Raw genomic sequence first — 12,754 nt, forward strand, 5'->3', positions numbered from 1 at the left:
AGGCGGGCGCGGGTCGGCCAAAGGTCTACGACCCCGCGACTTTGGTCGCTGCCCGCGCCCGGGGCGGCGACGCGGGCCCCCGCTCCTCACTACATTCATCGGTATGGGCAGCTCGGACGAGGCGCGTGCGGCGCGCCGCACGACGGCGCGCCGCGCCCTGCGCGACTGGCTCGTGGACGTGTGCTGCATCTCGCTGGCGGCCGTGTTCTCCATGGTGACCTGCGAGTCGGTGGCCAACGACCCTCCGATGTCGGACGAGGCGCTGTTCGCCGACGTGGTGGCGGGCGCGCTGGGCTGTCTGGCGCTGTGGCTGCGCCGCCGCCGACCGGTCGAGCTTGCGGTGGTGCTGCTCGGCGCGGGCCTCGTGTCGTACTACGTCGCGGGGCCGCTGCTCGTGGCGCTGTTCACGGTCGCGGTGCACCGTCCGCTGCGTACCGTCGCGCTGGTCGGCGCGGCGGCGGCGGCCCAGATCCTCACCACCCCGCTGGTGCACCCCGACCCCGACCTCGACTACGTCGGAGACGTGCTGCTCGGCGCCCTGCTCGTCAGCGGTGCCATCGGCTGGGGCATGTTCGTGCGCTCCCGGCGCCAGTTGCTCGCGTCGCTGCGCGAGCGGGCGGCGCGGGCCGAGGCGGAGGCGGCGCTGCGCGCCGAGCGGACCCAGCGCCTGACGCGCGAGCGGATAGCCCGGGAGATGCACGATGTGCTGGCCCACCGGCTGTCCCTGCTGAGCGTCCACGCGGGCGCGCTGGAGTACCGGGCCGACGCCTCCCCGCAGGAAGTGGCTGAGGCGGCAGGGGTGATACGCAGCAGCGCGCACCAGGCGCTGCAGGATCTGCGCGAGGTGATCGGCGTGTTGCGGGCCCCGGAGTCCGACCCAGACGGCGGCCCGCCCGACCGGCCGCAGCCGACGCTGGCCGATCTGCCGAGGCTGGTGGAGGAGTCGCGCCGGGCGGGCATGCGCGTGACGCTGTCCGACGAGGCGGGCGTCACGGGACCCGGCCCCCGGCCCGGCACCGGCACCGGCACCGGCACCGCACCGGATACCGGACCAGGCACCGGAATCGGCGCCGAGGCCGCAGCCGTTCCGGGCGCCACGGGCCGTACGGCGTACCGGATCGTGCAGGAGGGGCTGACCAACGCGCGCAAGCACGCGCCGGACACGGAGGTGACGGTGACGGCGGCAGGGGCTCCCGGCGAGGGGCTGACCGTGGAGGTGTGCAACGCCGTGCGCGCCCCGGCGCGCGCCTGCACCCCCGGTTCGCCACCGGGCCGGCAGGAAGGGCCCGCGGCCATCCCCGGGGCGGGCCAGGGCCTGGCCGGACTGGCCGAGCGCGCGGCGCTGGCGGGCGGGCGGCTGGAGTGCGGCCCCTCCCCGGCCGGGGACTTCCGGCTCTACGCCTGGCTACCGTGGCCCGCATGAGCCCCTCCCCACCGGAATCCCCCGCCTCCGGACCCGCGCCCGGGCCCACGCCCGCCTCCGGGCCCGCGCCCGCCACCGGCCCCAGGCCCGAGCCCGGCCCCGCCACCGGACCCGAGCCCGCCCCCGCCCCGATCCGCCTGCTGATCGTCGACGACGACCCGCTGGTCCGCGCCGGGCTGCGGCTGATGCTCGGCGGCGGCTCCTCCGGCATCGAGATCGTCGCCGAGGCGTCCGACGGCGCGGAGGTCGCCGCGCTCGTGGACCGCCACCGCCCCGACGTGGTCCTCATGGACATCCGCATGCCGACGGTGGACGGGCTGGCCGCCACCGAGCAGCTGCGGCGCCGCGAAGACGCCCCCGAAGTGGTGATCCTGACGACGTTCAACGCGGATGAGCATGTGCTGCGGGCGCTGCGCGCCGGGGCGGCGGGCTTCGTGCTCAAGGACACCCCGCCGGCCGAACTCGTCGCGGCGGTGCGGCGGGTGGCGGCCGGCGAGCCGGTGCTGTCCCCGGTGGTGACCGCGCAGCTGATCGAGCATGTGGCGGGCTCCGGCCGGGACGGGCGGCGGGTGCGGGCCGGGGCCCTGCTCGACCGGCTGAACGACCGGGAGCGCGAGGTCGCGATAGCCGTGGGCCAGGGCCGGTCCAACGCGGAGATCTCCGCCGCGCTGTTCATGAGCGTCGCGACCGTCAAGGCCCATGTGTCGCGGATCCTGACCAAGCTGGATCTCAACAACAGGGTGCAGATCGCGCTGCTCGCGCACGACGCGGGCCTCCTCGACTGACGACTCGACCGACGGCTCGACCGACGATTCGACCGACGGCTCGACCGACGATTCGACCGACGACTCCGCGGCCGACTCGACCGACGGCTCGACCGACGACTCCGCGGCCGACTCGACCGACCACTCGACCGACGGCCTCTCAGGGAGCGGTGAGCGGTTCGGCCTGGTAGGCGCGGTGCAGCAGCTCCAGGAAGGACGGTGCGTCGGGCAGGGACACGGAGCCGATCCGGCTCACCGCCACGCCCGGCGTCCAGGAGTTCATGACCACGGCGCCGGCCAGCGCCGGCAGGCCGGTGAGCGTGACCTCCTGGACGCGCTGGGGGACGCCGAGGCGGTCGAGCTGCCGGCGGAGGATGCCCATGGTGATCCCGCCCAGCACCTCGGCGGTGGGCCACACCACCGAGGTGCCGTCCCAGAAGGCGAGGTTCCAGATCGTCGCCTCGCTGAGCCGGCCCCGGCGGTCCACGAAGGCGGCGTCGTCGAAGCCCTGCGCGACGGCCTGGCGCAGGAGGTAGGTCTTGGCCACCTCGCCGACGTGCTTCAGCTCGGGCAGGAACCGTTCGTGCTCGACCACCGACAGCGCCAGCGGGCCGTCCGGCCCGGCCGCGGCCGGGCCGGTGCGGACCAGCACATCGAGTTCCGCCGCGTCCCCGGCCGCGGTGAACTCCCCCTTCGGCGAGTAGACCGTGGCCGTCAGCGAGACGTCCGCGGGACCGGCCGCCACGGCCGCCCGCAGATACGACCGCACCTGGTCGTCGGGCAGCGCCCCGCCGAACAGCTCCACCGAGGCGTTCCGCAGCCGCTCCAGATGGAGGTCGAGACCCCGGATCCGGCCCCCGCGCACCTGCATCGCGGTGAAGTGCGCGTAGCCCGCGAAGGCGAGCGGCGCCAGCTCCTCGGCGGTCGCCGCCCGGCCATTACGGTGTACGGCAAAAGACGTCATGATCGCTCCAACGACAGAGACAGTAGAGGCAGCACGGAAACGGCGGGTCGGGCGCGGAATACCCGCTCGCGGCAACGACGTTATGGCTTCACATCGATGGAAAGGTCAAGCGCGGAGGGCACGGGGCGGATGCTGATCGGCGAGTTGTCCCGGCGTACCGGGGTCAGCACACGGCTGCTGCGGTACTACGAGGAGCAGGGATTGCTCGAGGCCCGGCGGGGCCCCAACGGCTACCGCGAGTACGACGAGGACTCCGTGGTCACCGTGCGGAAGGTGCGCGCCCTGCTGAAGGCGGGCCTGTCGACCGAGGTGATCCGTACGGTGCTGCCGTGCGCCCGGGGCGAGCAGCCGGGCTTCGACTGGTGCGCGGAGCTGCGGGAGGTCCTGCAAGGCGAGTTGGCGGCGCTGGACGACCGGATCGACGGCCTCATGCGCAACCGGGGCGCCCTCGCCGACTATCTGGCGCAGTCCCGATCCGCCCCCGCTGATCCCTCCTGACACGCCACCTGATCCGCCTTCCGAAAACGGCTGGACGCGGGTCCGCCGGCTCGCCTAATGTGTGGGCACGCCCGTGATCAAGGAAGGAGGCGAGAGCCATGAACACCATCACGTTCCCGCGCTCCCGCCCCTTGTCCACCGGGCGTACCGCCGTCTGATCGCGATCATCGCCTGATCACCGATCCGACCGGGAGCGCATCGCATTCCGGAAGGATCCCCATGACCGAGCTGGTCATCCGCGCGCTCACCGAGAGCGACGCACACCTGTTCCACACCCTGCACGACCCCGCCCTCGTCGGCCGTGGCCGCTTCGGCCACACCTACCGCACCTACGCCGAGGGCGGCGACTTCCGCCCGGACTGGACCTGGGTCGCGCTGCGCGACGGCCGGGTGGTCGCCCGCGCCGCGTGGTGGGGCGCCCCCGATGACGCCAAGCCCATCGCGCTGGACTGGTTCGACTTCGCCGACGGCGAGGCCGACGCGGCGGCCGAACTGCTGCGCACCGCCCCGCTGCGCGCCGAGTACAGCCTGCTGGTGGCGCCCGGCTGGCGCGAGCGGCCCGCGGAGCGGGCGGCGGCGCGGGCCCGGATCGACGCCGCCATCGCCGGCGGGATGGAGCCGCTGGTGGAGCGCTACCGCTACGACTGGACGCCCGAGTGCGGGCTTCCCGAACGGCCGGGGCGGCTGGAGTTCCGGCCGGCGTCCGACGACGCGGTGATCGCCGATGTGCTGCGCCGCATCATGCCGGGCACGCTCGACGCCCACGACCGGCGGGCCATCGACCAAGGGGGTGTCGAGGCTGGGGTGCGCGAGCTGATGGACTTCCTGAGCTGGTGCCCGTCGCCGCGCGAGTGGTGGCGGCTGGCGTGGACGCCGGGCGGCGAGCTGGTCGGCATCCAGGTGCCCGCACACAACCCGTCGGGCCCGTGCGTCGGCTACATCGGGGTGGTCGAGGAGCAGCGCGGCCACGGCTACGCGTACGACCTGCTGGTGGAGTGCACCCACGACCTGGTGGAGCGGGGCGCGACGAGGATCGCGGCCGCCACCGACCAGCACAACCTCCCGATGGCCGCGCACTTCGCCAAGGCGGGCTATCCCATCACCCAGGAGCGGATCGAGCTCGTCTGACGCCCCTGCCATGCTGCGCGGCGCGCCCCGCGTCGCGCAGCATGGTCTCCCGGACACCGATGACCGGACGCCCTTGAGGTGAGGAGACGTCAGTGCTGTTCGAGGTGTGGGCGCCGCGCGCCGAGCGAGTCGAGCTCCGTCTGGAGGGACGTACGCACCCCATGGAGCGCGATGCGGCCCGGGAGGGGTGGTGGCGAACGGCGGCCGGGGCCGGGCCCGGCGCGCGCTACGGCTTCGCGCTCGACGGCCGCCCGCCGCTCCCCGACCCCCGCTCGCGCCGCCTGCCCGACGGGCCCGACGGCCTGAGCGCGGTCGTCGACCCGGCCGGCTTCCCGTGGCGGCACCAGTGGCGGGGGCGGCAGCTGCCGGGCGCGGTCCTGTACGAGCTGCACATCGGCACCTTCACCCGCGAGGGCACCTTCGACGCGGCGGCCGGGCGCCTGCCGCACCTGGCCGAGCTGGGCGTCACCCATGTGGAGCTGATGCCGCTGTGCTCGTTCCCGGGCACGCACGGCTGGGGCTACGACGGCGTGGCGCCGTGGGCCGTCCACGAGCCGTACGGGGGGCCGGAGGGGCTGGCGCGGTTCGTGGACGCCGCGCACGGCCACGGCCTCGGCGTGGTCCTGGACGTGGTCCACAACCACCTGGGCCCCTCCGGCAACCACCTCCCCGCCTTCGGCCCGTACTTCACCGACACCCACCACACGCCGTGGGGGGCCGCCGTCAACCTGGACGCCCCCGGCTCCGACGAGGTCCGCGCGTACTTCATCGGCAGCGCCCTCGCCTGGCTGCGCGACTACCGCCTGGACGGGCTGCGGCTCGACGCGGTGCACGCGCTGCGCGACGGCCGCGCCCGGCACTTCCTCGCCGAGCTGTCCTCCGCCGTCGACGCGCTCGCCGCCCAGGTGGGCCGCCCGCTGTTCCTCATCGGCGAGTCGGACCTGAACGACCCGCGCACCACCACGCCGCGCGAGGCGGGCGGCCAGGGGCTGCACGCGCAGTGGAACGACGACTTCCACCACGCCCTGCACACCTTCCTGACCGGCGAACGGCAGGGCTACTACGCCGACTTCGCCGCCGACGGAGCGCGGGCCCTCGTCAAGACGCTCGGCGGCGGCTTCTTCCACGACGGCACGTACTCGTCCTTCCGCGGCCGGGGCCACGGCGCCCCGCTGAACACCCTCACCACCCCCGCCCACCGCCTCCTGGGCTACGCCCAGACCCACGACCAGATCGGCAACCGCGCGCTGGGCGACCGGCTCTCTCCCCGGCTCTCCCCCGGGCTGCTGGCCTGCGCGGCCGCCGTCGTGCTGTGCTCCCCGTTCACGCCGATGCTCTTCATGGGCGAGGAGTGGGGCGCGGCCACGCCCTGGCAGTACTTCACCGACCACCGGGACCCGGAGCTGGCCGAGGCCGTACGGCGCGGCCGGCGCCGCGAGTTCGCCGCCCACGGCTGGGCGGCCGAGGACATCCCCGACCCCCAGGACCCGGCGACGCGCCTGCGCTCCTGCCTGGACTGGACCGAGCCCGCCCGCGAGCCGCACGCGGCCCTGCTCGACTGGTACCGCCGCCTGATCGCCCTGCGCCACGCCGAACCGGCCCTCACCGATCCCCGGTGGTCCTACACCCACCTGTCCGCCACCCCGGACGGCTGCCTCGCCTTCGGCCGCGGCCCGCTGCACATCGTGGTCAACCCGCACCCCCACCCGGGCGAGACCCGCCTCGTCCCGCCCGCCCCCGCCGAGATCGTCGCCGCCTGGCGGCCCACCGACCCGCCCGCCGCGGACGGCACCCTGCGGCTGCCGCCGGAGACGGCGGTGGTGCTGCGGTCGGCCGGCTGACGATCGGCCGGGTCAGTCGTCCCGCGGCTCCAGGCGCAGGGAGATGGAGTTGATGCAGTACCGCTGGTCGGTCGGGGTCGGGTAGCCCTCGCCCGCGAAGACATGGCCGAGGTGGGAGCCGCAGCGGGCGCAGCGGACCTCGGTGCGGACCATGCCGTGGGAGCGGTCCTCGATGAGTTCGACGGCGGAGGAGTCGGCCGGGTCGTAGAAGGACGGCCAGCCGCAGTGGCTCTCGAACTTGGTCTCGGAGCGGAAGAGCTCCGCCCCGCAGGCGCGGCAGGAGTAGACACCGGCGGTCTTGGTGTCGGTGTATTCACCGGTGAAGGCGCGCTCGGTGCCGGCCTCGCGGAGGACGTGGTACTCCTGCGGGGTCAGCTCCGCGCGCCACTGGTCTTCCGGCTTGTCGATTTCGTACGGCATGGACCCTCCTAGCTGTTCGCGCTCTCGGCGCTCCGCAGGCGGGCGAGGATCTCCGGACCGAGATCGGTGACGTCGCCCGCGCCCATGGTGAGAACAAGGTCACCGGGCTTGGTCATTCCGGCGAGGAGTCCGGGCACCGCGGCCTTGTCGTGCTCGGCGGTGACGTCCGCGCCGTGGCGGGCGGCGGCCTCGATGACCAGGTCGCTGGTGATGCCGGGGACGGGGTCCTCGCGGGCCGGGTAGATGTCCAGGACGACCGACGCGTCGGCGAGGGCCAGCGCCTCGCCCATCTCGGCGCCCAGCTCGCGGGTGCGGCTGAAGAGGTGGGGCTGGAAGACGACCAGCACCCGGCCGTCGCCGGCGCCGCCGCGGATGGCTTCGAGGTCGGCGGAGATCTCGGTGGGATGGTGGGCGTAGGAGTCGATGACCTGCACCCCGGCGGCGACGCCCTTGAGCTGGAGGCGGCGCTTGACGCCGGTGTACGAGCCGAGGGCGGGGGCCAGCTCGCGGGCGGGGACGCCGAGGGCGGCGCCGGCGGTGAGGGCGGCGACGGCGTTGAGGGCGTAGTGGCGGCCGGGGACGGAGACGGTGAAGGTCAGCTCGCCGCCGCCCAGGGTGTCCGGGAGCAGGACGGTGACCTCGCTGGTCAGCCCGTGCTGGGCGATGCCCAGGACGCGGACGGACGAGCCCGGGTCCTCGCCGTAGGTGAGGACGCGCAGGCCCTCGCGGCCGGCGACCCGGCCGGTCAGCTCGCGGGCGCCGGGGTGGTCGGCGGAGACGACCAGCGCGCCGCCGGGGCGGATCCGCTCCACGAAGGTCCGGAAGGAGTCGTGGATCTCCTCCATCGAGGCGTAGTTGGCGTGGTGGTCGAGCTCCACGTTGAGGATGATCGCGACCTCGGGCTCGTACTTGTGGAAGCTGCGGTCGCTTTCATCCGCCTCGGCGACGAAGATCTCGCCGCCGCCGTGGCGGGCGTTGGAGCCGGGGGCGTCGAGGTCGCCGCCGATCGCGTACGAGGGGTCGAGGCCGAGGGCGGTGAGGGAGACGGCCAGCATGGAGGTGGTGGTCGTCTTGCCGTGGGTGCCCGCGACGGCGATCGGGCGGGCGCCGTCCATCAGGCCGGCCAGGGCGTCGGAGCGGTGTATGACGGGGATGCCGCGCTCGGCGGCCGCGACCAGCTCGGCGTTGTCGGCGCGGATGGCGCTGGAGACGACCACGCTGGTGGCGTCGGCCGCCAGGTGCTCCGCGGCGTGGCCGATGTGCACCGTCACCCCGAGCGCGCGCAGCGCCTCGACGGTCGGGGAGTCCTTGGAGTCGCTGCCCGCGACCCGCGCGCCGCGCATGGCGAGGATCTTCGCGATGCCCGACATCCCGGCGCCGCCGATGCCGATGAAGTGCGGTCGGTCCATCGCGTCGGAGGCAAAGCCGGCCGGTGCCATGTGCGGGTCTCCCCTGGGTCGTGTTCGTCGCTGTCGGCCCCGATTCTCGCACCCTGGGGGTCCGGGTCCGGCGAAGGCCCGTCCGGGGAGAGCGGCGCGGTGGGGTGGGCGGGGCCGGCGCGGCTCAGCCGCCCTGGGCCGGCTGCTGCTCGTCGACCGCGTGCGAGAAGAGCTTGAGCACGGGCACGCCCACCTTGTGCCGTGCGCGGGACGCCCAGTCCCGGTGGAAGAACTCCTCCACGAAGTGCGGTGCCGTCAGCACGATCACCTCGTCGGCGCCGACCTGCTCGACGACGCTGCGCAGGGTGTCCAGCGGGTGGCGCTGGACGACCTCCCCGCGGGCCTCGCCGCCCGCCGCGCGCAGGGCGGCGAGGGAGTGGTTGAGGGCCCGCTCGGCGGGTTCGAGCGCCTGCCGCCCTTCCGGCTCCTCGCGTTCCTGGACGGCCTGCTCCAGCTCGCCGAGCGCGATGTCGTCGATCGCGCGCAGCAGCCGGTCCTTGCTGCCCCGCGGCTGCATGAGCACGAAGAACGAGACCTGGTCGTCGCCGTGCAGAGTGGTGACGAATTCCACGTCGACGGGGCTCAGTGGCTGCTCGATCATCAATACGCTCGTGAACACGGTCGACGCCCTTTCTCGGCGATATATTCCCTTTTTCGCTAAAGCCGATTATTGCCCTCTTGTCGAAGACGACGGTAGCGGGTGAAAAGGAACCCGGCGTCCTCCAGGACGGAAGCGAGAGTGAACCGCTCCGGTTCCACCAGCCCGGGACCGTTGATGATCCGCGCTGCGTCGCCCGCCGTCACCAGCGGGGCCAGCGACAGACACAGCTCGTCCAGCACCCCCGCCGCCGCGAACTGCCCGAGCAGCTTCGGCCCGCCCTCCGTCAGCAGCCGGGTCAGACCGCGCTCGGCGAGCGCGGCCACCACCCGCGCCGGGTCCACCCGCGTCCCCTCCCCCGCGAGCACCACCTCGGCGCCCGCCGCCCGCGCCGCCGCCAGGCGCTCCGCGGGGGCATGGGCGCCGGTGAGCACGACCGTGGGCACCAGCGGCTCGGTGAACAGCGGCAGCGAGAAGTCCAGGTCCAGGCTCGCGCTGATGACGGCGATCGCGGGCACCGGCGGGTGGCCCTCCGCCGCCCGGCGCGCGGCGAACGGCTCCCGCGCGCGGGCCGGGCGGTAGCCCTCCCGGCGTACGGTCTCGGCGCCGACCACGACCGCGTCGGCGAGCCCGCGCAGCACGCCGAAGATCCGCATGTCGGCGGCGGAGGACAGCGGCTGCGACCGCCCGTCGTGGTGGGCGGCCCCGTCCAGCGAGGAGACCATGTTGGCCCGCAGCCAGACGCCCGCGGGCCGCCCCCGCGCGGCCTCAGGGCCCGGCGCGGCCTCAGGGCCCGGGGGAAGGTCCGGGTAGGCGTACGCCTCGGCCAGCTCCTCCAGCGTCCATTCACGGTCCTCGACGGGCGAGGGGCCGCCCAGCGGCCGTGCGGCGGATCCGGTGGGCGTCCCGGCGGGGGATTCGACGGGGGATTCGGCGGACAGCGGGAACAGGCGTCGCATACGCCGCAGTGTGACATGCCTCCCTATCCGGCGGTCACCTCCCCCGAAGGGACTACGCTGGGAGTTTGTGTCATCGCGAACTTCCACGTCCGACCTGTCCGTGGGCCCGATAGCCGAGCAGCCGCCCGCCGAGCCCGCCGGCCCGGTCGCCCTCACGTCGCGGACGCCGCATGTTCCCGCCGAGCGCCTGGTGGCGGAGATGGTGCCCCCACCGCGCTTCGCGACGGTCAGCTTCGACAACTACATCCCGGACCCGAAACAGCCCAGCCAGGCCACGGCCGTCAAGGAGCTGGCCGCCTTCGCCGGCTCCGTCAGCGGCGGCCGAGAGGCGGCGGAGGGCCGCCGCAGGAGCTGGTTCCGCCGGGAGAGCAGGCCGGCCGCGCCCCGCGGTCCGCGCGGGATGTACCTGGACGGTGGTTACGGCGTCGGCAAGACCCACCTGCTGGCCTCCCTCTGGCACGCCACCGCGGCCCCGGCCGAGCGGAAGGCGTTCGGCACCTTCGTGGAGCTGACCAATCTGGTCGGCGCGCTCGGCTTCCAGCAGACCGTCCAGACCCTCAGCGGCCACCGGCTGCTGTGCATCGACGAGTTCGAGCTGGACGACCCGGGCGACACGGTGCTGGTCTCCACGCTGCTGGGCAAGCTGGTGGACGCGGGCGTGGCCCTGGCCGCCACCTCCAACACCCTCCCCGGCAAGCTCGGCGAGGGCCGGTTCGCCGCCGCCGACTTCCTGCGCGAGATCCAGGGCCTGTCCGCCCACTTCCGGACGCTGCGCATCGACGGCGAGGACTACCGCCACCGCGGCCTGCCCGAGGCCCCCGCCCCGTACCCGGACGAGACCGTCACCCGCGTCGCGCACCGCACGCCCGGCGCCTCGCTCGACGCCTTCCCCGCCCTTCTGGAGCACCTGTCCCGGGTGCACCCGAGCCGCTACGGCGCGATGTGCGACGGGATCCACGCGGTGTGCCTGACCGGGGTGGGGCCGGTGCCCGACCAGTCGACCGCGCTGCGGCTGGTGGTGCTGGCGGACCGGCTGTACGACCGCGAGGTCCCGGTGCTGGCGTCCGGAGTGCCGTTCGACCGGCTGTTCAGCGAGGAGATGCTCCAGGGCGGCTACCGGAAGAAGTACTTCCGGGCGATCTCCCGCCTCACGGCGCTCGCCCGGGACGGGAAGCGGCTGGCGGAGTAGCGCGGGGCGAGCCCCGGCGGGGGCCTCGACGCGTCGGACGAAGCGTTGATCAGGTGGTTCCCGAGCGGGAATTTGCGTGATACACACGTGCGGTCACATTTCCTGTCCGCCAGCAGGGAGTTACCGCATGTCAGTAACACGACGTCAGGCCCTGGCCCGCAGTGGCGCGGCCGCCGCCTCCATCGCCTTCGCCGGCACCATCTCCGAGCTCTTCGCCGGTACGGCCGCCGCCGCCGAGCCGGGCCCCGAGGCCGCGGCCGGCACCGGCGGCTACGGCCCGCTGGTCCCCGACCCCGACGGTCTGCTCGATCTCCCCGAGGGCTTCCGCTACCGGGTGCTGTCCCGGGAGGGCGACGAGCTGCGCTCCGGCGAGGGCAAGGTCCCCAGCCACCACGACGGCATGGCGGCCTTCCCCGGCCGGGCCGGCACCAGAGCCCGCACCCACCTGGTCCGCAACCACGAGAACCGCCCCACCGCCGCGATCCGCGTCCCCGCCGTCAAGGACCTCACCTACGACCCCATGGGCATGGGAGGCTGTACGGCGCTGGAGCTCGACGCCGGCAACCGTGTCCTGGCCGAACACGTCGCCATCGCGGGCACCGCCGTCAACTGCGCGGGCGGCCCCACCCCCTGGCACACCTGGCTGACCTGCGAGGAGACCGAGGACAAGGCCGGCACCAACGGCTACACCAAGGACCACGGCTTTATCTTCGAGGTCGATCCGTACGACCCGCGCCGCACCGGCGCCGTGCCGCTGACCGCGATGGGGCGCTTCCAGCACGAGGCCATCGCGATCGACCCGCGCAGCGGTGTCGTCTACGAGACCGAGGACGCCTTCGACAAGCCCTTCGGCCTCTTCTACCGCTTCCTGCCGCACAAGCCGCTCGGCGGCAGGGGTTCGCTGCGCGCGGGCGGGGACCTGTACGCGATGCGCGTCCCCGGTGTACGGGACCTGTCCACCGTCCAGGAGACGGGCACGACCTTCCACGACATCGAGTGGGTGCCGGTCCCCGACCCGCTCGCCAAGCAGACCCCGATCCGGTTCCAGGACTTCGGCCCCAAGGGCATCACCCATGCGCAGAAGCTCGAGGGCTGCTACTGGGGCGGCACGTCCGTCTACTTCGTCTCCAGCTTCGCCAAGAGCGCGGACGGCTCGGCCGCCGACCACTACGGGCAGATCTGGCGGTACGACCCGCAGCGGAGGCGCCTCACCCTGGTGATCGTCTTCGGGCCGAACACGGACGTCCAGCTGCCCGGCGAGTCCCCGGACAACATCACGCTGGCGCCCAGCGGCGGCCTGATGGTGTGCGAGGACGGCAACGGGGCGCAGCACGTCTTCGGGCTGACCAGGCGCGGGGAGGTGTATCCGATGGCTCGGGGGCGCCAGAACATCGGCACTCCGGAGAAGCCGGAGTGGGGCGAGTTCGCGGGGGTGACCTTCTCGCCCGACCGGCGCACGATGTACGTGAACTGCTACACCCCGGGCACGACCTTCGCGGTGACCGGGCCCTGGCGCCACTGAGTTCCGTCC

At 73.9% G+C, this 12,754-nt stretch carries 12 protein-coding genes; 7 read left to right on the forward strand and 5 right to left on the reverse strand.

Translation table 11 applies throughout. From position 1 onward, the window contains the following. The first annotated feature begins 103 nt into the window (after positions 1–103). On the forward strand, positions 104–1,423 hold the full coding sequence (locus ABFY07_RS27495; RefSeq protein ID WP_346177054.1) for a sensor histidine kinase: 1,320 nt from the start codon (positions 104–106) through the stop codon (positions 1,421–1,423). Continuing rightward, positions 1,420–2,208 carry a response regulator transcription factor gene (locus ABFY07_RS27500; protein WP_346177055.1) on the forward strand — a complete coding sequence of 263 codons (789 nt, stop codon included), beginning with the start codon at positions 1,420–1,422 and terminating at the stop codon, positions 2,206–2,208. Before ABFY07_RS27495 ends, ABFY07_RS27500 begins: the two co-directional genes overlap by 4 nt. Before the next feature lie 139 nt (positions 2,209–2,347). Here the strand turns inward: ABFY07_RS27500 and ABFY07_RS27505 are convergent, their stop codons facing one another. Continuing rightward, positions 2,348–3,151, reverse strand: a complete 804-nt coding sequence (locus ABFY07_RS27505) for an aminotransferase class IV family protein (protein ID WP_346177056.1) — start codon at positions 3,149–3,151, stop codon at positions 2,348–2,350. A gap of 129 nt (positions 3,152–3,280) precedes the next feature. Between ABFY07_RS27505 and ABFY07_RS27510 the strand changes: the two genes are divergently transcribed. From ABFY07_RS27510 to treZ, 3 genes are all read left to right on the forward strand, one after another. Then, entirely contained in the window at positions 3,281–3,649 is a 369-nt protein-coding gene (locus ABFY07_RS27510) for a MerR family transcriptional regulator (protein ID WP_346177128.1), read from the forward strand. Between the two features lie 219 nt (positions 3,650–3,868). After that, positions 3,869–4,777: a GNAT family N-acetyltransferase gene (locus ABFY07_RS27515; RefSeq protein WP_346177057.1), complete on the forward strand. Its 909-nt coding sequence runs from the start codon at positions 3,869–3,871 to the stop codon at positions 4,775–4,777. Positions 4,778–4,869: 92 nt separating this feature from the next. Then, on the forward strand, positions 4,870–6,618 hold the full coding sequence (gene treZ, locus ABFY07_RS27520) for a malto-oligosyltrehalose trehalohydrolase (RefSeq protein ID WP_346177058.1): 1,749 nt from the start codon (positions 4,870–4,872) through the stop codon (positions 6,616–6,618). A 12-nt stretch (positions 6,619–6,630) separates the two neighbouring features. Here the strand turns inward: treZ and msrB are convergent, their stop codons facing one another. The 4 genes from msrB to ABFY07_RS27540 form a co-directional block, all read right to left on the reverse strand. After that, a complete protein-coding gene (gene msrB / locus ABFY07_RS27525) occupies positions 6,631–7,038 on the reverse strand; it encodes a peptide-methionine (R)-S-oxide reductase MsrB (protein ID WP_346177059.1) in 408 nt (135 codons plus the stop codon). A gap of 8 nt (positions 7,039–7,046) precedes the next feature. Further along, the gene (gene murC, locus ABFY07_RS27530) at positions 7,047–8,477 is read right to left on the reverse strand and encodes a UDP-N-acetylmuramate--L-alanine ligase (protein ID WP_346177060.1); all 1,431 of its coding nucleotides are present in this window, start codon (positions 8,475–8,477) and stop codon (positions 7,047–7,049) included. A 124-nt stretch (positions 8,478–8,601) separates the two neighbouring features. After that, positions 8,602–9,078: an indole-3-glycerol phosphate synthase gene (locus ABFY07_RS27535; RefSeq protein ID WP_346177061.1), complete on the reverse strand. Its 477-nt coding sequence runs from the start codon at positions 9,076–9,078 to the stop codon at positions 8,602–8,604. A gap of 56 nt (positions 9,079–9,134) precedes the next feature. After that, positions 9,135–10,034, reverse strand: coding sequence for a pyrimidine reductase family protein (locus ABFY07_RS27540; protein ID WP_346177062.1), 900 nt, complete (start codon positions 10,032–10,034; stop codon positions 9,135–9,137). 109 nt (positions 10,035–10,143) lie between these two features. Between ABFY07_RS27540 and zapE the strand changes: the two genes are divergently transcribed. Both zapE and ABFY07_RS27550 read left to right on the forward strand, forming a co-directional pair. Next, complete coding sequence (zapE, locus tag ABFY07_RS27545; protein ID WP_428837017.1) at positions 10,144–11,223, forward strand: cell division protein ZapE; 1,080 nt, start codon at positions 10,144–10,146, stop codon at positions 11,221–11,223. 127 nt (positions 11,224–11,350) lie between these two features. After that, positions 11,351–12,745 (forward strand): PhoX family protein, encoded by a 1,395-nt coding sequence (locus tag ABFY07_RS27550; protein WP_065965557.1) that lies wholly within the window; start codon positions 11,351–11,353, stop codon positions 12,743–12,745. The last annotated feature ends 9 nt before the right edge of the window (positions 12,746–12,754 follow it).

The organism is Streptomyces sparsogenes subsp. cuspidosporus (assembly GCF_039532705.1).
Classification (GTDB): Bacteria; Actinomycetota; Actinomycetes; order Streptomycetales; family Streptomycetaceae; genus Streptomyces; species Streptomyces sparsogenes.